The sequence below is a fragment of the Bradyrhizobium sp. SZCCHNR1015 genome (genome assembly GCF_032489875.1).
Lineage (GTDB): Bacteria > Pseudomonadota > Alphaproteobacteria > Rhizobiales > Xanthobacteraceae > Bradyrhizobium.
Genome location: NZ_JAUEYW010000001.1, coordinates 650535 through 676488 on the forward strand (window position 1 = coordinate 650535; position 25954 = coordinate 676488).

The window sequence follows — 25954 nt, forward strand, 5'->3', positions numbered from 1 at the left end:
GCGGCCATCTTGACGGCGGTTGATGACGGAACCTCAATGGTGCCGGCAACGTCATCCCCTGGTCACCCAGATTGGGCTACGGTCGACCATTCGCGACTGGACGGATATGGATCGAATTCCCTATGGATACCGAGCAAGTTACTGAAATTTCAGAGAAAGCACCGGTCTCGGCGCCGTCCATCGAGATTGCCTCGAGCCCCGAGCGATTCATCAATCGGGAGCTGTCCTGGCTTCACTTCAACCGCCGCGTTCTGGAGGAATCGGTCAATCCGCGCCATCCCGCCCTGGAGCGGGTGCGCTTCCTGTCGATTTCCGCCAACAACCTTGATGAATTCTTCATGGTGCGCGTCGCCGGCATCCGCGCCCAGGTCCGCGAGGGCATTGCCGAGCGCAGCCCCGACGGGCTGACGCCGACCGAGCAGCTGAAGCTGATCAACGAGACGGTGTCGCAGCTCGCCATCGACCAGCAGGCGATCTGGCGCGACCTGCGCAAGTTTCTCGGCGAGCTCGGCATCGTGCTGGTCGACGGTCAGGACGTCACCAGGAGCGAGCGCGCCTGGATCGAGGACCATTTCCTCGCCAACATCTTCCCGCTGCTGACGCCACTCGCGATCGATCCGGCGCATCCATTCCCGTTCATCCCGAGCCTCGGCTTCACCGTGGCGCTGCAGCTGATCCGCTCCGCCGACGGGCGTCCGATGAACGCCCTCATTCGCATGCCCGGCAAGATCGATCGCTTCATCCGCTTCCCCGGCTCCAAGGATGGCGTGATCCGCCTGATCACCCTCGAGCAGGCGACCGGACTGTTCATCGGCCGGCTGTTTCCGGGCTACACCGTGAAGGGCCAGGGCGCCTTCCGGATCATCCGCGACAGCGAGATCGAGATCGAGGAAGAGGCCGAAGACCTGGTGCGGCTGTTCGAGACGGCGCTGAAGCGGCGGCGCCGCGGCTCGGTGATCCGGCTCGAGATCGAGGCCAACATGCCGGAGGAGCTGCGCCGCTTCGTGCAGAATGCGCTGTCCACGACGGATGACGAGGTGTTCGTCGTCGACGGCGTGCTGGCGATGAACGAGCTGTCGCAACTGACGCGGGTCGACCGGCCCGACCTCGAATTCGCGCCCTACGTGCCGCGCCATCCCGAGCGTGTCCGCGACCATGGCGGCGACATCTTCGCCGCCATCCGGCAGAAGGACCTGATCGTCCATCACCCTTACGAGTCGTTCGACGTCGTCGTGCAGTTCCTGCAGCAGGCGGCGCGCGATCCCGACGTCGTTGCGATCAAGCAGACGCTGTACCGGACCTCCAACAACTCGCCGATCGTCCGCACGCTGGTGGAGGCCGCCGAGGCCGGCAAGTCGGTGACGGCGCTGGTCGAGCTCAAGGCGCGTTTCGACGAGGAGGCCAACATCCGCTGGGCCCGCGACCTGGAGCGCGCGGGCGTACAGGTGGTGTACGGCTTCCTGGAGCTGAAGACGCATGCCAAGCTGTCGATGGTCGTGCGCCGCGAGGGCGGCAGCCTCACCACCTATGTCCACACCGGCACCGGCAACTATCATCCGGTGACGGCGCGCATCTACACCGACCTGTCCTACTTCACGTCGGACCCGGTGATCGGCCGCGACGTCACGCGGGTGTTCAACTACATCACTGGCTATGCCGAGCCGATCGACATCGAGAAGATGGCGGTGTCGCCGCTCACGCTTCGCAAGCGCATCATCGAGCACATCCACGGCGAGACCAGCTTCGCCCGCCAGGGCAAGCCGGCCGTGATCTGGATGAAGATGAACTCGCTGGTCGATCCCGACATCATCGACGCGCTGTACGAGGCCTCGCAAGCCGGCGTGGCGATCGAGCTGATCGTGCGCGGCATCTGCTGCCTGCGTCCCGGCCTCCCCGGACTGTCGGAGAACATTCGCGTCAAATCGGTGATCGGCCGCTTCCTCGAGCACGGCCGCATCTACTGCTTTGGTATGGGTCAGGGCCTGCCGAGCGCCAAGGCCGCCGTCTACATCTCCTCGGCCGACATGATGCCGCGCAATCTCGACCGCCGCGTCGAGGTGCTGTGCCCGCTTCAGAACCCCACCGTGCATCAGCAGGTCCTGGAACAGATCATGGTCGCGAACCTGAAGGATACCGAGCAGAGCTGGCAATTGTTGCCGGATGGGTCGTCAACGCGTATGAAGGCCGCGAAGGGCGAGGAGCCGTTCAACCTGCACAATTACTTCATGACGAATCCGAGTCTGTCCGGCCGTGGAAAGTCGCTCAAGGAATCATCGCCGCGCCGGCTCACGCGCCGGAATGAACGCTCTCCTTCATAGGGGCTGTCTGCACCGGGGCCTTCTGCGCCGGGACATGCCGTGGTGAAGCCGCCCCGCACGAGGGCCACGAGCGTCGGTGTCATCGACATCGGCTCCAATTCGGTCCGTCTCGTCGTCTACCAGGCGATGGAACGCAGTCTCGTCACCGTGTTCAACGAGAAGGCGCTGTGTGGGCTCGGTCGCGAGGTCCAGACCACCGGCCTTCTCGCATCTGATGCCGTCGACAAGGCGCTGACCGCGCTTAAGCGCTTCCGTGCGCTGTGCAAGGTGCAGCGGGTGGGGCAGGTTCATGCCATTGCGACCGCCGCCTGCCGGGATGCTTCGAACGGCCCCGATTTCATCGCCAAGGCCGAGAAGATCTGCGGCGCCCCGATCCAGATCCTCACCGGCGCCGAAGAGGCGCGCTATTCGGCGCTCGGCGTCATCTCCGGCATTCACAAGCCCGACGGCATCGTCGGTGATCTCGGCGGCGGCTCACTCGAGCTGATCGACGTGCGCGGGCACCAGGTCCGCAGCGGCGTCACCCTGCCGCTCGGCAGCCTGGCGCTGCAGGATCTTGCCGAGAAATCGCTGAAGAAGGCGCAGCGCATCGCGAGCGAGGCGCTGACCGACCTGCCGCAGCTGCTGGCCGGCGAGGGCCGCACCTTCTACGCGGTCGGCGGCACCTGGCGCGCGCTGGCGCGCATCCACATCATCCAGAGCGGCTATCCGCTCGGGGTGATGCACGGCTATGCGATCCCGGCGGCCGACGCGCTGGCCTTCGTGCGCCGGCTGCGCCGTCTCGTCGCCGCCGACATGCTGGCCGACATCGAAGCGATCGCCGAGGCGCGGCGCCCGCTGCTCGCCTATGCCGCGCTGGTGCTCGAGCACATCATCCGCGTCGCCAGGCCGACGACCGTCGTGTTCTCGACCTTCGGCGTGCGCGAGGGCCTGCTCTACTCCAAGCTTCCCGACGCCGAGCGCGCCAAGGACGGGCTGCTCTGCGCGGCGCAGGGCCTCAACGAGCTGTTGTCGCGCTCGGCCCAGCATGCCCGCGAGCTGATCGACTGGACCGACCGCCTGTTCCGCGTGATGCACATCCGCGAGACCGAGGACGAGCGCCGGCTGCGGCACGCGGCCTGCCTGTTGTCCGACATCGGCTGGCGCATGCATCCGGACCATCGCGGCGAGCAGACCTACGGCATCATTCTCAACGGCAATTTCGGCTCGATCAGCCATGAGGGCCGCATCTTCGCCGCGCTGTCGGTGTTCTTCCGCTACGAGGGATTGGGCAACGAGGCGAAGCCGCCTGCCCTCACCGAGCAGCTGAGCCCGGCTCAGATCGATCGTGCGCGCCTGCTCGGCACCGCGTTTCGCGTCGCGCATCTGATCTCGGCGGCGCGGCCCGGCGTGCTGCCCGCGACGCATTTCCGCACCCAGGACCGCAAGCTGATGCTGGTGTTCGAGCACCAGATGGTCGACCTCGTCGCCGACCGCGTCGGCGGACGCTTCAAGCAGCTCGCGCGTCTCGTCGGCCGCTCCGGCTCGATCGTGCGCAGCTAGATCATGATCAGGGCCGCCGCGCGCGGGCCGAGATGGCGATCATGCGCTGGGCGATGATGCCGTAGACCTTGCGCCAGGCCTGCTCGACCTCATCATTCCATTGCGGACCAAGTCCCTTGGCGAGGGTCCACAGCAGCGCTTCGCCGACCACCGGATAGTGCTCCGGCCTGACGCCATAGCGCGCATGATTGCGGCCGAGGATGTCGGTGCTGGACAACAGACCAGTCGTCTGATCGAGGCTGCCGACGAGGACCGCCAGGGTCGCGATGAAGTCCCGTTTCAGCACGTCCATGTCGGCGGGAAACATCGTCCGACATTCCGGCGCGAGCTCGAAGATGCGGTCATAGAACGTCGTCGTCATCTGTGTAGCATTGGCAAATACCAAGTCGAACGACGACCTGACGTGCACGATCTCATCAGCAGTCAACATGCGCAAGTCCAATTCGAAACAATTCCAATCAGGGCCCGACCAGCGGAGCTCGACGTGGTGGTGTCGCGGCGGCGCGAACGGGTTCAAGATTATAAGAAACAGACGATCGCGCCCTGAGGTACTTGTCAAAGGCGCGGCACCGTGCCGCAGCATTGTGGAGCGGCTTGTGATCCGGCCGCGACGGTTGCTGACCGACCCAATGATCGGAGACGGTAACGGCAACACATATGACGGCCATCGTGCTTCTCGCAGGGCATCGGAGGACGCCGACGCGCCGGCCGCCGCCCTCGAAACAGGCAGGAAATCCCTGGCCTGACCAACGTTCGGATCGGTCCCCGCGCGATCAGTTCGGCCGGATCGCCGGTGCCGACGGGTATCGCATCAGCAGCGCCTCGCCGAGCACGTTCTGCTGATCGTCGGGAATCGCGAACCGGACGCTGAAGCCGTCGGGCGTTGCGAGCGTGATGATGCGCTTCGTCGAATCCGTCGACTGCTCGATGGTCCAGGACGCCAGCGGATAGGCGTAGCGCAGTGACTGGTCGCCATAACGCGTACGCAGCGCCAGCTCGAGGAGGCCGGGCAGCGTCATGACCAACGCGCCGGCCTGGCTGACCGAGAGGCTGAGCGCCGCCGCATTGCCGGCCGCGTCCTCGAACCCGAGCGAGATCGTCTCACCGTCGTCGACGACCTCACAGACCGTCAGCGCCTTAGCCCGCAGCTCCATGATGGCTCCACATCAATTCACCGTTATTTCCGTATGACTATAGCGAAAAATGCCATCGCGTCCAGCGCGGCAGCGGAAATGCCGCGGTGGCGTTGCTGTATTCATCGTGATATAGCGTCAGATATAACGTGGCCGAAGTGCCACATCTTGCAGGGAGAGTCATGCCGATGAGCGACTATCATCTCTTGATCGGCGGCACGCTGGTGCCGGGCGCCGCGATCATGCCGGTGATCAATCCGGCGACCGAGGAGGTGCTCGCGCAGTGTCCGCGGGCCTCCGAAACCCAGCTCGACCAGGCGGTCGCCGCCGCCAAGGCGGCCTTCCCCGCCTGGGCCGCGACTGCGATCGAGGAGCGTCGCCGGCTCATTGGCAAGATGGCCGACATCATCGAAGCCAATTCGGGCGAGTTGGCCCGGATCCTGACCAGCGAACAGGGCAAGCCGCTCACCGACGCCACCGGCGAGGTGCTCGGCATGGCCGCGTTCTTCCGCTATCTCGCGACGCTCGAGCTGCCGATGCGCGTGATCGAGAGTTCGGGCGACCGCCAGGTCGAAGCCTATCGCCGTCCACTCGGGGTGGTCGGCGCCATCATTCCCTGGAACTATCCGCTGCTGATCCTGGGCTTCAAGCTGCCGCCTGCCCTGCTCGCCGGCAACACGCTGATGGTCAAGCCGGCCCCGACCACGCCGCTCTCGACCCTGAAATTCGCCGAGCTGGTCAAGGACGTGCTGCCGGCCGGCGTGCTCAACGTGATCACCGACGCCAACGATCTCGGCGACCGCATGACCGGGCATCCGGACATCCGCAAGATCTCGTTCACCGGCTCGACCGCGACGGGACAGAAGGTGATGGCCAGTGCCGCGCAGACCTTGAAGCGGATCACGCTCGAACTCGGCGGCAACGACGCCGGCATCGTGCTCGACGACGTCGATCCGAAGACCGTCGCGCCCGGTATCTTCGAGGGCGCCTTCCAGAACTCCGGGCAGGTCTGCCTAGCGATCAAGCGGCTCTACGTGCACGAGAGCGTCTATGATGACATCTGCAACGAGCTGGTCGCGATCGCCAAGAACACCGTGGTCGACGACGGCTCCAAACAGGGCACCAAGCTCGGGCCGCTGCAGAACAGGATGCAATACGAGAAAGTGAAGGCGTTCCTCGACGACGCGCACAAGAACGGCAAGGTCATCGCCGGAGGTGCTGCGATGGATCGTCCCGGCTACTTCATCGAGCCGACGATCGTGCGCGACATCAAGGAAGGCTCGAAGCTGGTCGACGAGGAGCAATTCGGACCGGTGCTGCCGGTGATCAAATACTCCGACTCGAGCGACGTCATCCGCCGCGCCAACGGCACCAGCTACGGCCTGGGCGCATCGGTCTGGTCGTCCGATCCGAAACGCGCGCATGAGATCGCCACCCAGATCGAGGCCGGCACGGTGTGGATCAACAAGCACCTGGACATGGCGCCGCACATCCCGTTCGGCGGCGCCAAGCAATCGGGCATCGGCACCGAGTTCGCCGAGGAAGGCCTCGCCGAGTTCACCCAGTTGCAGATCATCAACGGACCGGGCCTCACGGCCTGAGCCACATGAAGGCCGCGGACAGTTGTCCGCGGCCTTCCCGCAAACGGGTCCACCGTCATTTTCACTCCGGAGCGCGTGATGTTCGACGCCGAATGCGACCTCGCTGCCCTGGTGTATGATCAGGGCGACGAGCCGGATCAGCTGTTACGAGAGTTCGCAGACCGTCTTCGGGCTCGCGGCGTTCGTGCCGTCGGACTGGTGCAGCGTGTCCAGCGCTCTCTCGACGCGCACGAGATCGCGGCGACGCTGGTGCACAGCGGTGTCGAGATTTCTCTGCTGCAGCGGCTTGGGCGCCAAGCCGGCGGCTGCCGCCTCGACGTCGGCCAATTGCTGCAGGCGGGCTCAGCAGTGGCGGGGACGCTGAGCGAGGGCGCCGATCTTCTCATCGTCAACCGCTTCGGCCGCCAGGAAAGCGAAGGCGGAGGCCTGACCTATCTGATCGAGCAGGCACTGGCCGCGGATGTCCCTGTCCTGATCGCCGTCCCCTGCTTCAGGTTCGCCGAGTGGATCAATTTCGCGCAGGGCATGAGCGTGAGGCTGCCCTGCACGCGTCGCGCGCTGGACCAGTGGTGGTGGAGCGTGTCGCGGCGCTGCGCCGTATTCGACAAGAATCGACCCACGATCTGCGAGCTTCTCAAATGATCGCGGCTGCCGTTCACCGGCAACCTGGCGCTGCGATCAATCGAGCCAGGCCGCAGTCGGCGCGATTATGCCGAAACTTTGTGCATTGTCGGAAACCCTGCAAACCGCTCGGGTGAAGCTATATGATTCTCGATATAGCTAATTGAAATACCAAGGGATTTTCTCTGACTGGATGGACCCGCGGGATCGGCGCGATCGATATTCGCGCATGACAGCGTGGGCCAACCTGCTCCGCAGACGATTGTCGGGGCCACGAACGGTCGTGTATTCCACGGGCAATATGCGATCGATAGCCGGCCATTGAGCCGGCTGCCAGGACATCTCAGGGAAACGGTCAGGAGCGGGTGGACGGCGCAGCCAATCCGGCACGCCGGCCGGACATCCACGAGGAAAGGAACGTTTTTCAATGGCAACCACGACGGCCGGGCTCGAGCAGCTTCTGATGCAGCGCTCGCTCACCGACGCCCAGTTGATTGCGGCGGCGGAAACGGCGGCTGACTTCCGCATCCTTCCCGACGCCACCGTGATCAAGATCGGCGGCCAGAGCATGATCGATCGCGGCCGTGCCGCCGTCTATCCGCTGGTCGAGGAGATCGTCGCCGCCCGCAAGGCGCACAAGATGCTGATCGGGACCGGTGCCGGCACCCGCGCGCGCCACCTCTATTCGATCGCCGCCGGACTGAATCTGCCGGCCGGCGTGCTGTCGCAGCTCGGCGCCTCCGTTGCCGACCAGAACGCGGCAATGCTGGGCCAGTTGCTCGCCAAGCACGGCATCTCGGCGGTGGAAGGCGCGGGTCTTTCCGCCGTGCCGCTCTATCTCGCCGAGGTCAACGCGGTCGTCTTCAGCGGCATGCCGCCCTACGGCCTGTGGATGCGCCCTTCGGCCGATGGTGTCATCCCGCCCTACCGCACCGACGCCGGCTGCTTCCTGGTCGCCGAGCAGTTCGGCTGCAAGGCGATGATCTACGTGAAGGACGAGAACGGCCTCTACACCGCCAATCCGAAGACCGAAAAGAATGCCACCTTCATTCCCAAGATCTCGGTGCCCGAGATGAAGGCCAAGGGTCTGGCGGACTCCATCCTGGAGTTCCCGATGCTCGACCTGCTCGAAGCCTCGCGACACGTCCGCGAGGTCCAGATCGTCAACGGACTCGTGCCCGGCAATCTGACCCGTGCGCTCGCCGGCGAGCATGTCGGCACCATCATCACCGCGAGCTGAGGGCCCCACCGCCATGGCTGACACCAACACCATCAAGCACGTCGCCTCGCCGCTCGCGCGCCAGACGCTGCTCGACGACAAGCTCACCCGTCCTGTCGCCGGCAAACGCCCGATCGCGCTGCTGCCCTGGCTGCAGGTCGTCAAGATCGGCGGCCGCGCGATCATGGACCGCGGCGCCGAGGCAATCCTGCCGCTGGTCGAGGAGATCAGGAAGCTGCTGCCGGAGCACCGGCTGCTGATCCTCACCGGCGCAGGTATCCGCGCCCGACATCTCTACGGCGTCGGCCTCGATCTCGGCCTGCCGGTCGGCTCGCTCGCACCGCTCGCCGCCAGCGAGGCCGGCCAGAACGGCCACATCCTGGCGGCGCTGCTGGCCTGCGAAGGCGTGTCCTACATCGAGCATCCGACGATCGCCAACCAACTCGCGATTCATCTCACCGCGGCACGCGCAGTGGTCGGCAGTGCCTTCCCGCCCTATCACCACCACGAATTCCCGACCTCGCGCATTCCGACGCATCGGGCCGACACCGGCGCCTTCCTGATCGCCGATGCGCTCGGCGCCGCGGGACTGACGATCGTCGAGGACGTCGATGGCGTCTACACGGTCGACCCGAACGGACCGGACGCGGCAAAAGCAAAACTGCTGGGTCAGACCAGCTTCGATGCGTTGGCCAAGCAGGACGGCACGCTGCCGTTCGACCGCACACTGCTCGAGGTGATGGCCAACGCACGCCACATCTCGCAGGTCCAGGTCGTCAACGGCCTGGTGCCGGGACGGCTGACGGCGGCGCTGCGTGGCCACCATGTCGGCTCGATCATCACGACCGGCACCAAGGCCGACTGATCCGTTGGATCGCGCAGACGGCCGCCGATGCGAATGGCGGCCGTCCGCGTCAACCGACGCCTGGCTCACACCGCAAGATTCATCCAGACGGCCTTCGGCTCTGTGAAATTGTCCAGAGCGGCCGTGCCATGCTCGCGGCCCAGTCCCGAGTCGCGATCGCCACCCCACGGCAACCGCACATCGGTGTAGCCATAGGTGTTGATCCACACCGTGCCCGCGCGCAGCCGCTTAGCGAGGCGCTGGACGCGGCCGATGTCGCGGCTCCAGACGCCGGCGGCCAGGCTGTAGGCGGTGCCGTTGGCCATGCGCAGCGCGTCGGCCTCGTCCCTGAACTTGATCACGCTGACGACCGGTCCGAAAATCTCCTCCTGGGAGATCCGCATCTCGTGCGTGACGCCGGCGAATACGGCGGGGCTGACGAAGTAGCCACGCGGTGCGGCACGCGCCCCGCCGGTCACCAGCGAAGCGCCCTCGTTGCGGCCGATCTCGACATAGTCGAGGATCGTCTTCATCTGCCGCTCGGAGATGACGGGTCCGAGCGAGGTGGCACGATCGAGCGGATCGCCGATCCGTAAGCCCCTCGCCCGCTCGGTCAGGCGCTCGACAACCTCGTCATAGACACGCTCCTGCACCAGCACGCGCGAGCCGGCCGAGCACACCTGCCCCGTGTTGAAGAAGATGCCGCTGGCCGCGGCCTTCGCGGCCGCCTCGATGTTCGCATCATCGAAGATGACGTTGGCAGACTTGCCGCCGAGCTCAAGCGACACCCGTTTGAAGTTGCCGGCCGCGCCCTTCATGATGCCGCGGCCGACGCCGGGCGAGCCGGTGAACGTAACCTTGTCGACATCGGGATGATTGACCAGCGCCTCGCCGACCGTGCGCCCGGGACCGGTCACGATGTTGAGAACGCCGGGCGGCAGACCGGCTTCGAGCGCGAGATCGCCGATCCGCAGCGCCGACAGCGAGGTCAGCTCGGCGGGCTTCATCACGACGGTGCAGCCGCAGGCCAGCGCCGGCGCGAGCTTCCACATCCCGATCATCAGCGGGAAGTTCCACGGCACGATCGCAGCGACGACGCCGACGGGCTCGCGCACCGTGTAGGTCAGGGCATCGTCGCGCGTGGACACGACCTCACCGCTGATCTTGTCGGCCCAGCCGGCGTAATATGTGAGTGTATCGATCGCTGCGGGCAGATCCTGGCGCAGCACGGCCGCAACCGGCTTGCCGGCATCGAGGCTTTCGAGCTCGACGATCTCGTCGGCATGATCACGCAGCAGCTGCGCCCATCTCAGCAGGATCGCGCCACGCTCCGCTGCGCGCATCGTGCGCCACGGCCCTTCGAAAGCACGCCGCGCCGCTGCGACGGCACGGTCGACATCCTCGGCGTTGCCCTCGGCGATCGTCGCGATCGGCTGCTCGGTGGCAGGATTGAACGACACGAACGAGCGCCCCGAGACGGAGGGAACGTGCCGGCCGTCGACCAGGAGCTGCAGCGGCTTCGCCAGATAGCGCGACGCGCTGGAGCCGCGTTCGTAGTCATATGCAATGGACATCATATTTCCTCCGCTTCTTGTATGCCAGCGTAGGAGCAAATATGAGTTCGTAAATATGATATCTGTTGCCTATGGCGGGCCATCATATGAAGCCGACTTCACAAGCAGGTCCGATGCTGCGCATCGCGATCGAACCCGTCTGGCGCTTCCACTGGGATGACGGACCGCAAAGCATCGTCGTGATGCTCAGCGTGCTCAGCGAAATCAGGAAAACCGGCAAGATCACCAGCGCGGCCCATGACGCGCACCTCTCCTATCGTCATGTCTGGAATCTGATCGAGCAATGGTCCGCATTCTTCGGCGTGCCGCTGGTGGAGACCCAGCGCGGCAAAGGATCGAAGCTCACGGCGTTCGGCGACAAGCTGGTCTGGGCCGGCGAGCGCATGCAGGCCCGTCTCGGCCCGCAGCTCGACAATCTGGCGCAGGAGCTGGTGACCGAGATCAAGCCGTTCCTGCAGCCGCATCCCACCGTAATCCGCGTGCATGCAAGCCACGGCTTCGCCGTCGCCAAGTTGCGCGAGCTGCTCGATCGCGAGCCGGGCGTCGGCGTCGATCTGCGCTATGTCAGCAGCCAGCATTCGCTGGTGTCGCTCGCGCAAGGCGCCTGCGACCTGTCCGGTCTGCATTTGCCGCGCGGCGAACTGCGCGCACAGAGCATCCAGGCTTGCCGGGATTGGCTCGATCCCCGGCAGGACTGCGTCATCAGCTTCGTGACCCGCGAGATGGGATTGATGGTCAAGCGCGGCAATCCGCTGTCGATCCGATCATTGGCGGACATCGCGGATGGCAAGATTCGCTTCGTCAACCGCGATCATGATTCAGGCACCCGCCTGCTGTTCGATCAATTGCTCGCTTCGCACGGATTGGACGAGGCGCGCATCAATGGCGCGCAGCAGATCGAGTTCACCCACGCTGCCGTCGCGGCCTATGTCGCGAGCGACATGGCCGACGCCTGCTTCGGCGTCGAGGCGGCTGCGCGGCAGTTCGGGCTGGACTTCATCCGTATCCTGACCGAGGACTACTTCTTCGCCTGCCATCAGTCGTTTCTCGAGAGCGATCCGATGCGGCGCATCCTCGATGTGATGAAGGGCGACGACTTCCATTGCGCCATCGCCGCCCTGCCCGGCTATCAGCCGGCCGACACGGGCTCGGTTCACACCGTGCGCGAGTTCCTCGATCGGCTGGACGCCGAAGCCTGACGGCGCGTGCGGTCGGATCCGCTGGCGCAGACGACCGCTACGGCAGATCGACGCCCCGCGCCGGCACCGGCTCCAGCTGGCCCTGACGCTGCAGCGCGCGGCCACGCCAGATCGAGCCGGCGAGCAGCACCACGCCGGCGCCGATCAGCGACATCAGCGTCTCCATGACATCGACATGGCTCGCGAGAGTGGTCTTGCCGGCGAGCAGCGCCGAGGTCGCCTCGATGTTGATGACGACGGTGCCGTCGAGCAGATGGTGCAGCATCGGCTCGATCGCGGGATCGGTCGCGATCACCTCGCCGGCCACCCAGCCGAGCAGCATCGCGCCGAGCCAGACCAGCAGCGGGAAGCGATCGAGCACCAGCATGATCAGCGCGGCACCCGCGATGATCAGCGGGATGCTCATGGCGAGGCCGATGATCAGCAGCGACGCCTGGCCGTTCGCGGCCGCAGCCACCGCGATCACGTTGTCGAGGCTCATCACGAGGTCGGCGAGCGCGACGATGCGGACCGCATGCCACAGCGTCGTGCCGGCGGCGATCTCGTCGTTCTCGTCTTCGGGCACCAGCAGCTTGGCAGCGATCACGAGCAGCGCCAGCCCACCGACCAGCTTCAGGTACGGCAACGCCATCAGGGTGGCGACGATGCCGGTAAAGGCGATGCGCAGCGCGACGGCAATGCCGGAGCCGGCGACCATGCCCCAAAAGCGATGCTTGCCGTGCAGGCCGCGGCAGGCGAGCGCGATGACCAGCGCATTGTCGCCCGACAACAGCACGTTGATCCAGACGATCTTGCCGAGCGCGAGCCAGAAGCCCGGGCTCTGCAGGTCGGCCTCGAATTGAGCGAGCATGTGGCCGAAGCTGGCGGAATCGGCGAGTTGCGATAGCCAGTTCACGGCCGGGCCTTTCAGACAAGTTCAGCGTAGAACACGACGGTCGTGCGGCGGAGGGCGCCCTCCGCCGCACGAGGATCGATCAACCGACGATCTCGTTGCCGGAGAAGAACTGCGCGATCTCGATCGCAGCCGTTTCGGCCGCGTCGGAACCGTGCACCGAGTTCTCGCCGATCGACTTCGCATGCAGCTTGCGGATGGTGCCGTCGGCCGCCTTCGACGGATCGGTGGCGCCCATCACGTCGCGGTACTTCAGGATGGCGCCCTCGCCCTCGAGCACCTGGACCACGACCGGCCCGGAGATCATGAAATCGACCAGTTCGCCGAAGAACGGCCGCGCCTTGTGCACGGCATAGAAGGTCTCGGCCTGATCGCGCGTCATGCGGATGCGCTTCTGGGCCACGATGCGCAGGCCGGCCTTCTCGATCAGCGCGTTGATCGCGCCGGTGAGATTACGCTCGGTCGCGTCGGGCTTGATGATCGAAAAGGTGCGCTCAATCGCCATGATGTCGTCCTTGGAGGTGCGGGATTTGGGTGAGTTGCGGGCTTATATCGACGCGATCGGCCGACGGCAAGCGACCGGGACCCTGCCGGAGGCGGGACGCCTTACGACAATTTCACGATTCTGAACATAGTCTGAAGGGTCCGTGCCACCCGTGTTCAGCTCAGGGGCCTTAAGGTCGTGGCTATCGGGCGGGGACGAGCCAGCAGCACGACCGGTGGCCGCCCTCTCCCAGCCTCATCCGTCGGACAATTTCGGCGCCACCAGCGCTGTCATCCAGGAGACGATCATGTTGCGCAAACTCTCCCTCATCGCGGCGGCCGCAATTGCCCTCGGCGCAGCCGCCCTCGCCCCGACCGCCGCCTCGGCTCATTGGCACGGCGGCTGGCATGGGGGCGGTTGGCACGGCGGCTATGGCGGATGGCACCGTCCGTTCTACGGCCCGCGCTTCTTCGTCGGCGGCCCGGTCTACAGCTACGGCTATGGCGGCTGCTACGTGCGCCGCGTGGTTCCGACCCCGTGGGGACCGCGCTGGCGGTTGATCAACCGCTGCTATTGATACGAGCCTCGGCGCGGCACCCGCCCCCCGCCGCACCGAACTCGCATTGCCCCGGCGTCTCCCCCACGCCGGGGCTTTTTTTGTGCACTTTCAACCTCATTTCGGGGTATTCCGGTCGGGAGCCGGAAACAAATCGAGCGGCCACGACTTGTTACAGCATCGTCCTGCAACTGCCCGTGGAATACCGTCATGTCTGGCCGCACCGCCGATTTCAGCGACGCGCTCGATCGCAAGACCAGCCGGTCGATCTGCGAGGCGGTCGGCGAGCGCCTGCAACGCAGCCTGCCGCCGGACGGCTCTCACCTGCCAGCTCCCCTCGCGGAGCTGATGAACGAATTGCGCAAGCGCGACGAGGCCGGGACGAGCCGATCCGGCCGCTGAGACGCGACAAAGCGGTTGCCTTTGGCCGCGCGCGCGGTGACAAGGCGCGCATGCTTTCCATCACCGACATCTCCATCCGCCTCGCCGGACGGCTTCTCATCGACCAGAGCTCGGTGCAGATTCCGCCCGGCGCCCGCGTCGGACTGGTCGGCCGCAACGGCACCGGCAAGTCGACCCTGTTCAAGGCGATCCGCGGCGAACTGTCGCTGGAGACCGGCAGCATCAGCGTGCCACCGCGGTGGCGCATCGGCAGCCTGGCCCAGGAAGCCCCGAGCGGGCCCGAAAGCCTGATCGAGGTGGTTCTCCGGGCCGACCTCGAGCGGCACGCGCTGCTGCACGAGGCCGAGACGGCCCATGACGCAGACCGTATCGCCGAGATCCAGACCCGCCTCGTCGACATCGACGCGCATTCGGCGCCAGCGCGCGCGGCCGCGATTCTCAGCGGCCTCGGATTTTCCGCCACGGACCAGGCGCGGGCCTGCGCCGAATTCTCCGGCGGCTGGCGCATGCGGGTTGCGCTGGCGGCCACGCTGTTCGCCGCGCCAGACCTGCTCCTGCTGGACGAGCCGACCAACTATCTCGACCTCGAGGGCACGCTGTGGCTCGAGGATCACCTGGCGCACTATCCGCGCACGGTGATCGTGATCAGCCATGACCGCGATCTCCTGGAGACCTCCGTCGACCAGATCCTGCATCTCGACCGTTGCAAGCTGACGCTATATCGCGGCAGCTACTCCTCCTACGAAGAACAGCGCGCCACGCGCGAGATGCTCGATGCCAAGGCGGTCAAGCGCCAGGAAGCGGAGCGTGCGCGGCTGCAGGCCTTTGTCGAGCGCTTCAAGGCCAAGGCCTCGAAGGCGCGCCAGGCGCAGTCCCGCGTCAAGATGCTGGAGCGGATGAAGCCGATAACCGCGCTCGTCACCCAGGACGTGCACGAGATCACATTCCCCGCACCGGAGCGACTGCTGTCGCCGCCGATCATCGCGGTCGACAACGCTTCCGTCGGCTACGACCCCGCGCAACCGGTGCTCAACCGCGTCACCCTACGCATCGACAATGACGACCGCGTCGCATTGCTCGGCGCCAACGGCAACGGCAAGTCCACGCTGGTGAAGCTGCTCGCCGGCCGGCTCGCGCCATTCTCCGGCAAGGTCACGCGCGCCGACAAGCTGTCGATCGCCTATTTCGCCCAGCACCAGCTCGATGAGCTGGACGAGACCGGATCGCCGTATAGTCACGTGCGCAAGCTGATGGGCGATGCGCCGGAATCGAAAGTGCGCGCGCGCGCCGGCGCGATCGGGTTTTCCGGCAAGGCGGCGGACACGCTGGTGAAGAGCCTGTCGGGCGGCGAGAAGGCGCGGCTGCTGCTCGGGCTCGCGACCTTCTTCGGCCCGAACATGATCATCCTGGACGAGCCGACCAACCATCTCGACATCGACAGCCGCGCCGCGCTCGCCGAGGCGATCAACGACTTTCCCGGCGCCGTGATCATGGTGTCGCACGATCGCTATCTGATCGAGGCCTGCGCCGACCGCCTCTGGGTCGTCGCCGACCGCACCGTGAAGACCTATGATGGCGACCTCGACGACTACAGGCGCATGGTGCTGTCGTCACGCAGCGGTGCCGGCACGCGAGACACTGAACGTCCGCAGGGGACCGCCGAGAAGGCCGAGCGGCCGCGCGGCGACAACCGGCGGAGCGGGCTTAAGCAGAGGATCACCGCGGCCGAAGCCGAGATCGCCCGCATCACCGAGATCATCGCCAAGATCGACGGCGCGCTGGCGCTACCCGACATCTTCACGCGCGACCCGAAGCAGGCGGCGCAACTGTCGAAGGCGCGCGCCAATGCCGCCGACGCGCTGGCGCGCGCCGAGGAGCAATGGCTGGAGGCCAGCACGCTGTATGACGAGGCGGGGAGCTGAAGCGCCCCGAGCCTCGGATCGGGCATTCGGCGGAAAGTCGCAGACAACTCGGCTTTCGCGGAATGCCCTCGCGCTCAGCGGCTCGCGCGGATGAATGCGTGGTCGGCGCGAGCGGCCGGATCAGTTGGTCCGCTGAAACAGATCCGCACCCGGCAGGTTGCCGAGATCGCCGTTGGGCTGAATGTAGAAGAGATTCCAATTCGTCCGGAGTAGATTGCCGCCGACCTGGCCTCTCCACCGCGTGATCGAATTGCACTGAGCAAACGTCACGACCAGCATGACGGCGCTGCCGGCCGATCTGCCGGATACCGGATAGGGAATGCCCTGGCACGCAAATCCTGGCGCGTTGTTGGTGAATTGTCCTCGCACCTGTCCATCGGTGACTGACCAGATCTCGAGCACCGAGCCTCGTTGATTTGTCCATCTCGACGGCGCCGGCAGAACGTCGGCACGCGCAGCAATCGACGAAACTACGACAATCATCGCTGCAAAAAGATACTTGCTGAAGAACCACTTCATGGCGCGCCTCGCTATGCCCGGAGCTGGAGGTAGCAATGATGACTACATACATCCATAAGCTGGAAAGCGCCATTGTGGCAGGTTCAAAATTGCTCTACTTTCGGTAGACAACGTTGATGTTGAGGTTCGATTGAAGCGATTTCAGGAGGACGAAACATGAACAAGCAGCTCTACGCTCGACTTGACGGCCTGCTCTACGACGTCTGCGTCAAGGCGGGTCAGAAGGTGCAGACCGGTGAGGTCCTCTACGTCATCGAGGCGGCCAAATCACAGCTGTCGGTGAAAGCTCCCTATTCCGGGACAATCAGTCAGGTCCGGCGCGGTGCGGGCGAGACGTTGAGCGCGACCGATGTCGTCATGGAGTTGGATGCGGAGGACGCAGCGGCCTGATCAGTCGCTCAAGTCCGGGGTTCGCTGCAGACGGATCGGCGAGGACGCGCCGTTGTAGACCGTCGCTCGAGCCAGCACGCGCTCGGCCTCTACGGGCGGCCAGGATTTTTCGATCTTGGGTCGTTTCCTGTCGAAGGCGCATTGCAGCTCCTCCGGCAGGTCGGACCAGAAGGGCACGAAGGACAACACGATCAAGGCGCGGTCTTCGCTCGAATTGTTGGCATGGGATGCATGCAGAAGCCTGCCGTCGCGAACGATCAGATCCCCCCTCCGAACGGTCACATCGACTTCGTCGTGGCGTGTGGAAACCAGCACGTCGTCGACAGGCAGAATCCGATCGGGATGCGTCGGCCGGTCCTTGATCAAGGCATGAAGATCGTTCTTGCGCCGATGGCTGCCGGGAAGCACGCGCAAGCATCCGTTCGCGGCGCTCGTATCGGTCAAGTAGTACATGAAGTAGAGAATTGGAGGCGTGGCGGCGTAGCTCGCAGCGCTCGACCAGCCCCACCAATCCTGGTGCCAGTGCAGCCTCGGACATCCGGCCGGCTTGGAGATCAGGAAGCCAGCAAAAAAGCGTGCATCCCGGTATCCGGCGCGCTCCAACAGTTCATACTGTGCATCGAACAGAATGATCGGCGCGAAATCGGCCGAAGAGCCGACTGAGACAACGGATCCGAGATGAGGCTCCGCGATCGCCTCACGACCGGCTCGCGACTTGATTCGATCGCCGGCCTCGAGCAACGCGCGAGGAAGAAAACCACGGCGCACCGCATACCCGGCCTCCTCCAACTCGCGACGGAGGCCGGTGATTTGCATGGCCGCCTCCTCCGTCAGGTCGCCCGCTTCTTCGCCTTGGGCTTCGCCACCTTCGGCGCCGGTCCCGGATCGGGCGCTCGCTCGACCGAGGTCAGGCGGCCCGAGCTGAACGTGTAGACGCCGGCGCGTGCGCCGCGCAGCCAGGTCACGGTGGCCACGCGCTCGCCGCCATTGCTCGAGATGTTGACGTTGTCGGGTGCACCGATGCCGCGCACCACGTCGCATTCGGTATGGCCGAGCGCAACGGTGCCGCCGACAGCCGGCGCGGCCGTGGCGGGATCATTCGCCAGCGCGTTCGCGCCCGCAGCACCGGCCGCAGGCGCCATGCCCGGGCATGCGCCTTCGGCGCTCACAAGATCCTCAGCGGAGACCGGCTTGTCCGGCGTCAGCGGCGGCGCGTCGATCGAGATGTTTTTGATGAACAGGCGCTGCGGCCGGTTGAACCACTCGGCGTCCTTGGACAGGAAATCGGGCGTGCTCGAGCATCCGGCGACGACCGGGGCAAGCACAAGGAACGCCAGAGCGCGCGTCAGCTGTTTGGTGTGGTCTCGCACGATGAACCTTGCTGAATTGCAACCTGTGGACACTCTAACGTGTTGTCCCAACATCACTTTGCGGCACGTTCGTGGCTTTGCCAATGCTCTGCCGGCAAATCGGCAGATTATCATTAATCACGCGGCGCTGCCATCATCGGCGCTTCACGGGCTTCCGTATCATTGTCGGCGCTGCCAGCGCCCCCGTTCATCCGCCTGCCAGTAGGTGACCTCGAATCCCCGCGATTTGCAATCGGTCCACGCCGATCTCGCAGCCGCGAGCGCGTCCGCATCATCGCCGTTGAACACGAACACCATGCGCTCGTAGCTGTGCGAGTCCGCTGGCAGCGGCGCGTTATCCACCAGGAATCGTACGTTCGCGCGGTTGGGATTGCCTTCTTCCACCGCGAGCACGATCGGCTGGTCGGCCACATCGGCCACCCGCCAGGTGGCGTGCGGCAGAAACGAATCGTCGCGATAGGTCCACAGATGCGCATCGAGCGCATCCGCACGCTCTTCGGACGTCGACTGCACCACGACGCGCCAACCGCGCTCGAGCGACTTCTCGAGCAGCGGCGGCAGCACGCCTTCCAGGGTCATGTTCTGCAGATGGTAGAACAGGACTTCAGTCATCGCCCGACGTCACGCCTTGGCGCCGGATTTGGCTTCAGCCTTTTCAGCCTTGGAGTCGGATTTGGATTCGTAGGAATCCCACACCAGCCGATCGAGCAGCCGGACGCCGTAGCCCGATCCCCAGCTCTGGTTGATCTCCGATTTCGGCGCGCCCATCGCGGTGCCGGCGATATCGAGATGCGCCCACGGCGTGTCGTTGACGAAGCGCTGCAGGAATTGCGCGGCGGTGATCGAGCCGCCATGGCGTCCGCCGGTATTCTTCATGTCGGCGAACTGCGAATCGATCAGCTTGTCGTATTCGTGGCCGAGCGGCATCCGCCACACCTTCTCACCCGTCTCCTGCCCCGCCTTGAGCAGCTTGTCGGCGAGATCATCATTGTTGGTGAAGAGACCGGCATGCTCGGTGCCCAGCGCGACCATGATCGCGCCGGTCAGGGTCGCCAGGTCGATCATGAATTTCGGCTTGAACTTGGTCGCGACGTACCAGAGCACGTCCGCGAGCACGAGGCGGCCCTCCGCATCGGTGTTGATGATCTCGATGGTCTGGCCCGACATCGAGGTCACGATGTCGCCCGGACGCTGGGCGTTGCCGTCCGGCATGTTCTCGACGAGGCCGATCGCGCCGATCACGTTGGCCTTGGCCTTGCGGGCGGCGAGCGCATGCATCAGGCCGACCACGCAGGCCGCGCCGCCCATGTCGCCCTTCATGTCCTCCATCGAGCCGGCCGGCTTGATCGAGATGCCGCCGGTGTCGAAGCACACGCCTTTGCCGATGAACGCGACCGGCTGCTCGCCGCGCTTGCCGCCATTGTAGTGCATCACGACGGTGCGGCTCGGCCGTGCCGAGCCCTGGCCGACGCCGAGCAGCGCGCCCATGCCGAGCTTCTTCATCGCAGGCACGTCGAGGATCTCGACGGTGACGCCGAGCTTGCGCAAGGCGGCAGCGCGCTTGGCGAACTCCTCAGGATAAAGGACGTTCGGCGGCTCGTTGACGAGATCGCGCGCCAGGATCACCCCGTCGGTGACGTGGGACCGCGGCGCGAACGCCTTCTTGGCCGCCGCGACGTCGGCCACGGCGATCGAGACATTGGCGCTGACGGCGCCCTCCTCGTCCTTCTTCTTGGTCTTGTAGCGGTCGAACCGATAGGCCCGGAGCCGGATCCCGGCGGCCAGCGAGCTGACCTGATCCGGCAGCAGCGGCCCGGCGGGCAATTCGGCCAGCACCGTCACCGCTTCAGTTCCGGCGTTCAGCTTTCCGGCTAAGGTCCCGCCGTATTTGAGGAAATCCTTGTCCTTGAGGTCCGTCCCCTTGCCGATGCCGATGACGATCAAGCGCTGAATCTTGATTCCCTCTGGAGCCAGCAGGTCCAGCACCGCGCCATCCTTGCCCTTGAACCGGGCCGCACCGGCCGCGCGCTTGACGAGGTCCGAGGCTCCCCCGAGCGCCTTCTCGGTCGCGCCTCCAAGTCGCAGGGTGTCATCGCAGAACGCCACCACGATGCCGCGCGGGGCGGTCGACAGCGGGACGAAGCCGACCTTGACGGCGTCGGACATCAAGCAATCCTCCAAATTTCGACGTGATGAGCAGCCACGTCCGACCGAAAACCTCAACGGCCAGACCAGGATGGCGGCAGTTCGGAACCCAACTTGGCAGCAGTATGGCCTGCCCGGGCCCGGGCTGCCAAGGGTCGCGTGGCGGACCGGTCACAATGATGAAATTTTAACCGTATTTTCGTGGCGCCATGCCACAGCCATTTTGTCGACGGATCAAAGGGATGGTACAGATATTCACCGCCTTCGGAACGTGACGGCGACTGCAGCCTTGGGGGGCCCGTTGCGAGGGTTGGCTGCAGCGCGCGTTCCGGCACAGATGACTGGGGATCGAGCGCAGACGATGGGGTCCATCGACAGGTACATCTTTCGCACGACGCTGGCGTCGTTCGCGTTGGTCCTGGTCAGCCTCACCGGCGTGATCTGGATTACGCAGGCGCTGCGCGGCATCGACCTGATGACCAGCCAGGGCCAGACGATCCTGACCTTCCTTGGCATCACCGGCCTCGTGATTCCCTCCCTGCTCGGCGTCATCGCGCCGATCGCGCTGATGATCGCGGTCTCGCACACGCTGAACAAGCTTGCGACCGATTCGGAGATCATCGTCATGAACGCGGCCGGCATGTCGCCGATCCGGCTGTTCGTGCCGTTCGCCTATGCCACCTGCGCGGTGGCCGTGCTGGTGACGCTGATCGCCGCCTTTTTCGCCCCCGACGGCCTGCGCCGGATCAAGCAGTGGGATGCCGAGATCACCGCCGACGTGCTCGCCAACATCCTGCAGCCCGGGCGGTTCGCGCAGCTCGACCAGAACCTGACCATCCGGATCCGCGAGCGCCAACCCGGCGGCGAGCTGTCCGGCATCCTGATCGACGACCGCCGCGACCCCAAGGAGCGAATCACGATCATCGCCGAGAAGGGCACCGTCGTGAAGAATGCCGACGGCTCGTTCCTGGTGCTCGAGGACGGCAATCTGGAACGCTTCGAGCTCGGCAAGCGCGAGCCGGCGATGGTCGCGTTCGCCCGCTACGCCTTCGACATGTCGAAGTTTTCGAACCAGGGCCGCGACGTCACGCTCGGCATCCGCGAGCGCTATCTGTGGGAGCTGATGGCGCCCGCCGAGAACGATCCGATCTACAAGCAGATCCCCGGACAATTCCGCCAGGAATTGCACGACCGCTTCCTGGCGCCGATCTATCCGTTCGCCTTCGCTGCCCTCACCTTCGCGTTCCTGGGCGCGCCGCGGACGACACGCCAGAGCCGCAACTTCTCGTTCGGCAGCGCCATTCTCGCCGTGTTCGGCGTGCGCATGGCGGGCTTCGCCTGCTCGGTCATGACCGTGAAGACGCCGATGGCGGCGCTGGTGCAGTACCTCATGCTGTTCGGCGTGCTCGGCCTCAGCATCTGGATCATCATCGGCGGCGTGGTGGTCGAGCCGCCGGCGCGGCTGATGGAAGCCATCAACCGCTCGAACGCGCGGATCGCACGGCTGTTCGGGAGGCCGGCCACCGCATGAGCATGGTCACCAACACGCTCGGGCGCTATTTCGCCAGCCGCTTCCTGGTCTCGGCGGTCGGCGTGTTCGCGAGCATCTTCATCCTGCTCGTGCTCGTCGACTACATCGAGATGGTGCGCAAGACCTCCGGGCTTGCCTCCGCCTCGGCGCTGATGGTGGCGGAGACGTCGCTGTTCCGGGTGCCGCAATTGCTCGAGAAGATGATGCCGTTCTGCGTCCTGATCGGCGCCATGACCTGCTATCTCGCGCTGTCGCGCCGGCTCGAACTCGTGGTGGCGCGCGCAGCCGGGGTCTCCGCCTGGCAGTTCATCGCGCCGGCGCTGGCAAGCGCCATCGTGCTCGGGCTGATGGCCACGACCCTCTACAATCCGATGTCGGCCAATCTGCGCGAGCTCTCCAAGCGCATGGAGGCCGAGCTGTTCGGCGCAGCGCCCGGCGGCGGCGTGCAGGATGCGGCCGGCTTCTGGCTCAACCAGATCAACCCCGACGGCTCGGTCATCATCAATGCCGCGCGCAGCGAGCAGCAGGGCGTCCGCCTGACCGGACTGACCCTGTTCCGTTTTGATACGGACAAGCACTTCAAGGAGCGAATCGAAGCGCGCGAGGCGACCCTGGAAGAAGGCCGGTGGGTCTTCCGGTCCGTGCGCCGATTCTCCCTCGATGCCCCACCGGTCGACGAACCGACGTACATTCTTCCGACCAGCCTGACGCCGGCGCAGGTCCGAAACAGCTTCTCCACCCCCGAAACTGTGTCGTTTTGGCAACTGCCGACATACATCCGTTCGTCGGAGAGCTCAGGCTTCGCGACCGCGGGGTACCGACTGCAGTATCATAAGCTGATCGCGCAGCCGTTTTTGCTGGCTGCGATGGTCATGCTGGCTGCGTCCGTGTCGCTCAGGTTCTTCCGAATGGGTGGCGTACAGAAAATGGTTTTGAGTGGCGTGGGCGCCGGGTTTCTGCTCTACGTTCTGTCGAAAGTAACTGAAGATTTGAGCAAGGCTGAGTTGATGAATCCGATCGCTGCGGCGTGGCTGCCGGTGTTCGTCGGCGGCCTCACCGGTTTCATGGCTTTGCTCTACCAGGAGGACGGCTAGTGTCGTTCGTTGCCGTCCGTCAGACAGCGCTCGCCGCGCTTCGGCAGCATGCCGTTGCGCGCGCCGGTTGCGCGCGCGTGCGTCGCGCCGGGTCTGGCGTACTTGGATTCGTTCTGGCCTGCGGGCTCGGCCTGATGGTTGCTGCTGCGACCGCGGTCGTGGCGCCGACCCCTGCCGTCGCGCAGGGCTTCACCTACAATCCGCGCCCGCCCAAGGCGCCGCCGCCGCGCGTCGCCAACGACAACCAGATGCTGGTGCAGGCGACCGAGGTCGATTACGACTACAACAACTCGCGCGTGTCGGCGGTCGGCAACGTGCAGCTGTTCTACAACGGCACCTCGGTCGAGGCCGACCGGGTGATCTACGACCAGAAGACCAAGCGCCTGCATGCGGAAGGCAACATCCGCATGACCGACGCCGACGGCAAGATCACCTACGCCAACAGCCTCGATCTGTCGGACGACTATCGCGACGGCTTCGTCGATTCGCTGCGCGTCGAGACCGAGGACCAGACGCGGATGGCGGCGACCCGCGCCGACCGCTCCAAGGGCAATTACACCGTCTTCGAGAACGGCGTATACACCGCCTGCGCGCCGTGCAAGGACGATCCGAAGAAGCCGCCGCTGTGGCAGGTCAAGGGTGCGCGCATCATCCACGACCAGACCGAGAAGATGCTGTATTTCGAGAACGCCCAGCTCGAATTCTTCGGCGTTCCCCTGGCCTACATCCCCTATTTCTCGACGCCCGATCCGACGGTGAAGCGCAAGAGCGGCTTCCTGATGCCGGGCGTCACCCAGACCGGCGGCTACGGCTTCGGCGTCGACATCCCTTATTACTGGGCGATCGCGCCGGATTACGACGCGACGTTCACGCCGCGCATCACCTCCAAGCAGGGCGTGCTGCTGCAGACCGAGTTCCGCCAGCGCCTCAGCAATGGCGGCTATCAGGTGCGCCTGTACGGCATCGATCAGCTCGACCGCAAGGCCTTCGCCGGCCAGCCGGGCGACCGCCAGTTCCGCGGCGGCGTCGACACCAAGGGCCAGTTCGCGCTCAACGACAAATGGGTCTGGGGCTGGGACGGCATCCTGCTGTCCGACTACATGTTCCTGTCGGATTACCGGCTGGCGCAGTATCGCGATCCGTTCAACTCGTTCATGAGCCTCCCGACCGAGGCGATCTCGCAGCTTTACTTGACCGGCGTCGGCAGCCGCAGCTTCTTCGACGTCCGGGCGATCCACTATCTGAGCTTCTCGGGCAACCAGCAGACCGTGCCGGTGGTCTATCCGGTGCTGGATTACTCGAACGTGCTGAACTATCCCGTGTTCGGCGGCGAGTTCAGCTACAAGACCAACTTCGTCAATCTGAGCCGCCAGACGGCCGTGTTCGACCCGATCACAACCACGGCCAACACCGCCGGGCTGTGCACGACGGTGTCTGCCGATCCGCGGGCGCGCCTGCCCACCCAGTGCCTGCTGCGCGCCACGCCCGGCACCTACACCCGCCTGACCGCGCAGGCGGAGTGGCGGCGGTCGTTCACGGATCCCTACGGCCAGATCTGGACGCCGTTCGCGATCCTGCGCGCAGACGCGATCAACGCCAACGTCTCGAACCAGCCGGGCGTGGGCAACTTCCTGCAGACCGGGGACACCCAGGCGCTGCGCCTGATGCCGACGGTCGGCCTGGAATATCGCTATCCGTTCATCAACGTTCAGCCATGGGGCACGACGACGATCGAGCCGATCGCGCAAGTGATCATCCGGCCGAACGAGACCTATGCCGGCCGGCTGCCGAACGAGGACGCCCAGAGCATGGTGTTCGACGCCAGCAACCTGTTCAGCGTCGACAAGTTCTCCGGCTATGACCGCGTCGAGGGCGGCGGCCGCGCCAATGTCGGTGTCCAGGCCACCACGCAGTTCGACCGCGGCGGCACCATCAACGTGCTGTTCGGCCAGTCCTACCACCTGTTCGGGATGAACTCGTTCGCGGTGCAGGACGCCAACAACACCGCGATCGGCTCCGGCCTGGACAAGAACGCCTCGGACTACGTGGCGCGCGTCGACTATTCGCCGAACCGCACCTACACGTTCAGCATGCGCAGCCGGTTCGACCAGCAGACCCTGAACATCCAGCGCTTCGAGGCGGAAGCCAAGGCGAACTTCGATCGCTGGTCGGTGGCCCTGACCTACGGCAACTATGCCGCCGATCCGGCGCTCGGCTACCTCGACCGTCGCGAGGGCATCCTCGGCAGCGGCTCGGTCAAGGTGGCGCCGAACTGGGTCGTCACGGGTGCGGCGCGCTGGGATCTGGCAGCCAACAAGATCAACCAGTATGTGATCGGCGCCGGCTATGTGGACGATTGTTTCGTGCTGGCCGCCAACTATGTAACGTCGTATAATTATACGGCGGGCACCACTCCCCCCGTTCTGAGCCATGCCTATATGCTCCAGATCGGACTCCGGACGCTGGCTAATTCCTCGTCCACGGGAACCGGGGCTGGGGGCCTGCAGTAGCGCGCGCCAGTCTCCGACGGGCCGCTCCGTGGGGGTCGAAAGTCCCTCGTTGGGAGCCGTGGCGCCGCTTCCAGTTGGATCAATAGCG

24 protein-coding genes are annotated in these 25954 nt (G+C 65.3%); 14 read left to right on the forward strand and 10 right to left on the reverse strand.

Annotated features, from left to right (window positions below; translation table 11 throughout):
- The first annotated feature begins 122 nt into the window (after positions 1–122).
- Entirely contained in the window at positions 123–2318 is a 2196-nt protein-coding gene (locus tag QX128_RS03000; protein WP_316236628.1) for an RNA degradosome polyphosphate kinase, read from the forward strand.
- Between the two features lie 42 nt (positions 2319–2360).
- Complete coding sequence (ppx, locus tag QX128_RS03005) at positions 2361–3860, forward strand: exopolyphosphatase (protein WP_315800273.1); 1500 nt, start codon at positions 2361–2363, stop codon at positions 3858–3860.
- Between the two features lie 7 nt (positions 3861–3867).
- Here ppx and QX128_RS03010 read toward each other — a convergent pair whose 3' ends face one another.
- On the reverse strand, positions 3868–4290 hold the full coding sequence (locus QX128_RS03010) for a globin family protein (RefSeq protein WP_315800274.1): 423 nt from the start codon (positions 4288–4290) through the stop codon (positions 3868–3870).
- Between the two features lie 343 nt (positions 4291–4633).
- Positions 4634–5014: a hypothetical protein gene (locus QX128_RS03015; protein WP_316236629.1), complete on the reverse strand. Its 381-nt coding sequence runs from the start codon at positions 5012–5014 to the stop codon at positions 4634–4636.
- Between the two features lie 167 nt (positions 5015–5181).
- Here QX128_RS03015 and QX128_RS03020 point away from each other — a divergent pair, with 167 nt between their 5' ends.
- From QX128_RS03020 to QX128_RS03035, 4 genes are all read left to right on the forward strand, one after another.
- On the forward strand, positions 5182–6594 hold the full coding sequence (locus tag QX128_RS03020; protein ID WP_316236630.1) for an aldehyde dehydrogenase family protein: 1413 nt from the start codon (positions 5182–5184) through the stop codon (positions 6592–6594).
- Between the two features lie 78 nt (positions 6595–6672).
- Positions 6673–7236, forward strand: a complete 564-nt coding sequence (locus tag QX128_RS03025) for a DUF2478 domain-containing protein (protein WP_316236631.1) — start codon at positions 6673–6675, stop codon at positions 7234–7236.
- 406 nt (positions 7237–7642) lie between these two features.
- Positions 7643–8455 carry a uridine kinase gene (locus tag QX128_RS03030; RefSeq protein ID WP_316180895.1) on the forward strand — a complete coding sequence of 271 codons (813 nt, stop codon included), beginning with the start codon at positions 7643–7645 and terminating at the stop codon, positions 8453–8455.
- A 13-nt stretch (positions 8456–8468) separates the two neighbouring features.
- Positions 8469–9299 (forward strand): molybdenum storage protein subunit alpha, encoded by an 831-nt coding sequence (locus QX128_RS03035; RefSeq protein WP_316236632.1) that lies wholly within the window; start codon positions 8469–8471, stop codon positions 9297–9299.
- A gap of 65 nt (positions 9300–9364) precedes the next feature.
- On the opposite strand, the gene QX128_RS03040 is transcribed toward QX128_RS03035, so the two are convergent.
- Positions 9365–10852, reverse strand: coding sequence for an aldehyde dehydrogenase family protein (locus tag QX128_RS03040; protein WP_316215650.1), 1488 nt, complete (start codon positions 10850–10852; stop codon positions 9365–9367).
- A gap of 113 nt (positions 10853–10965) precedes the next feature.
- Between QX128_RS03040 and QX128_RS03045 the strand changes: the two genes are divergently transcribed.
- A complete protein-coding gene (locus QX128_RS03045) occupies positions 10966–12051 on the forward strand; it encodes a substrate-binding domain-containing protein (protein WP_316180900.1) in 1086 nt (361 codons plus the stop codon).
- A gap of 37 nt (positions 12052–12088) precedes the next feature.
- On the opposite strand, the gene QX128_RS03050 is transcribed toward QX128_RS03045, so the two are convergent.
- Positions 12089–12946 carry a TerC family protein gene (locus QX128_RS03050; RefSeq protein WP_315800281.1) on the reverse strand — a complete coding sequence of 286 codons (858 nt, stop codon included), beginning with the start codon at positions 12944–12946 and terminating at the stop codon, positions 12089–12091.
- A 79-nt stretch (positions 12947–13025) separates the two neighbouring features.
- Positions 13026–13448 (reverse strand): nucleoside-diphosphate kinase, encoded by a 423-nt coding sequence (gene ndk, locus QX128_RS03055; RefSeq protein ID WP_315712380.1) that lies wholly within the window; start codon positions 13446–13448, stop codon positions 13026–13028.
- A gap of 286 nt (positions 13449–13734) precedes the next feature.
- Here ndk and QX128_RS03060 point away from each other — a divergent pair, with 286 nt between their 5' ends.
- From QX128_RS03060 to QX128_RS03070, 3 genes are all read left to right on the forward strand, one after another.
- Positions 13735–14004, forward strand: a complete 270-nt coding sequence (locus tag QX128_RS03060; RefSeq protein WP_315800444.1) for a sulfur globule protein precursor — start codon at positions 13735–13737, stop codon at positions 14002–14004.
- A gap of 189 nt (positions 14005–14193) precedes the next feature.
- On the forward strand, positions 14194–14385 hold the full coding sequence (locus QX128_RS03065) for a hypothetical protein (protein ID WP_315800282.1): 192 nt from the start codon (positions 14194–14196) through the stop codon (positions 14383–14385).
- 50 nt (positions 14386–14435) lie between these two features.
- The gene (locus tag QX128_RS03070) at positions 14436–16307 is read left to right on the forward strand and encodes an ABC-F family ATP-binding cassette domain-containing protein (RefSeq protein ID WP_316236633.1); all 1872 of its coding nucleotides are present in this window, start codon (positions 14436–14438) and stop codon (positions 16305–16307) included.
- Between the two features lie 120 nt (positions 16308–16427).
- Here the strand turns inward: QX128_RS03070 and QX128_RS03075 are convergent, their stop codons facing one another.
- Positions 16428–16826, reverse strand: coding sequence for an avidin/streptavidin family protein (locus QX128_RS03075; protein ID WP_315800284.1), 399 nt, complete (start codon positions 16824–16826; stop codon positions 16428–16430).
- Positions 16827–16982: 156 nt separating this feature from the next.
- Between QX128_RS03075 and QX128_RS03080 the strand changes: the two genes are divergently transcribed.
- Positions 16983–17216, forward strand: a complete 234-nt coding sequence (locus tag QX128_RS03080) for an acetyl-CoA carboxylase biotin carboxyl carrier protein subunit (RefSeq protein ID WP_315800285.1) — start codon at positions 16983–16985, stop codon at positions 17214–17216.
- Here the strand turns inward: QX128_RS03080 and QX128_RS03085 are convergent, their stop codons facing one another.
- The 4 genes from QX128_RS03085 to QX128_RS03100 form a co-directional block, all read right to left on the reverse strand.
- Positions 17217–18032, reverse strand: a complete 816-nt coding sequence (locus QX128_RS03085) for a phytanoyl-CoA dioxygenase family protein (protein ID WP_316236634.1) — start codon at positions 18030–18032, stop codon at positions 17217–17219.
- 14 nt (positions 18033–18046) lie between these two features.
- Entirely contained in the window at positions 18047–18541 is a 495-nt protein-coding gene (locus QX128_RS03090; RefSeq protein ID WP_315800445.1) for a hypothetical protein, read from the reverse strand.
- 204 nt (positions 18542–18745) lie between these two features.
- Positions 18746–19198, reverse strand: a complete 453-nt coding sequence (locus QX128_RS03095) for a DNA polymerase III subunit chi (RefSeq protein ID WP_316236635.1) — start codon at positions 19196–19198, stop codon at positions 18746–18748.
- 9 nt (positions 19199–19207) lie between these two features.
- Positions 19208–20752, reverse strand: a complete 1545-nt coding sequence (locus QX128_RS03100; protein ID WP_315800288.1) for a leucyl aminopeptidase — start codon at positions 20750–20752, stop codon at positions 19208–19210.
- A gap of 340 nt (positions 20753–21092) precedes the next feature.
- Between QX128_RS03100 and lptF the strand changes: the two genes are divergently transcribed.
- Genes lptF through QX128_RS03115 form a run of 3 tightly spaced genes read left to right on the forward strand, consistent with a single transcriptional unit; the run spans position 21093 to position 25866 of the window.
- On the forward strand, positions 21093–22262 hold the full coding sequence (lptF, locus tag QX128_RS03105; protein WP_315800289.1) for an LPS export ABC transporter permease LptF: 1170 nt from the start codon (positions 21093–21095) through the stop codon (positions 22260–22262).
- Positions 22259–23356 carry an LPS export ABC transporter permease LptG gene (gene lptG, locus QX128_RS03110; RefSeq protein WP_315800290.1) on the forward strand — a complete coding sequence of 366 codons (1098 nt, stop codon included), beginning with the start codon at positions 22259–22261 and terminating at the stop codon, positions 23354–23356. The genes lptF and lptG overlap by 4 nt, the downstream gene beginning before the upstream one ends.
- On the forward strand, positions 23356–25866 hold the full coding sequence (locus QX128_RS03115) for an LPS-assembly protein LptD (protein WP_315800291.1): 2511 nt from the start codon (positions 23356–23358) through the stop codon (positions 25864–25866). The genes lptG and QX128_RS03115 overlap by 1 nt, the downstream gene beginning before the upstream one ends.
- The last annotated feature ends 88 nt before the right edge of the window (positions 25867–25954 follow it).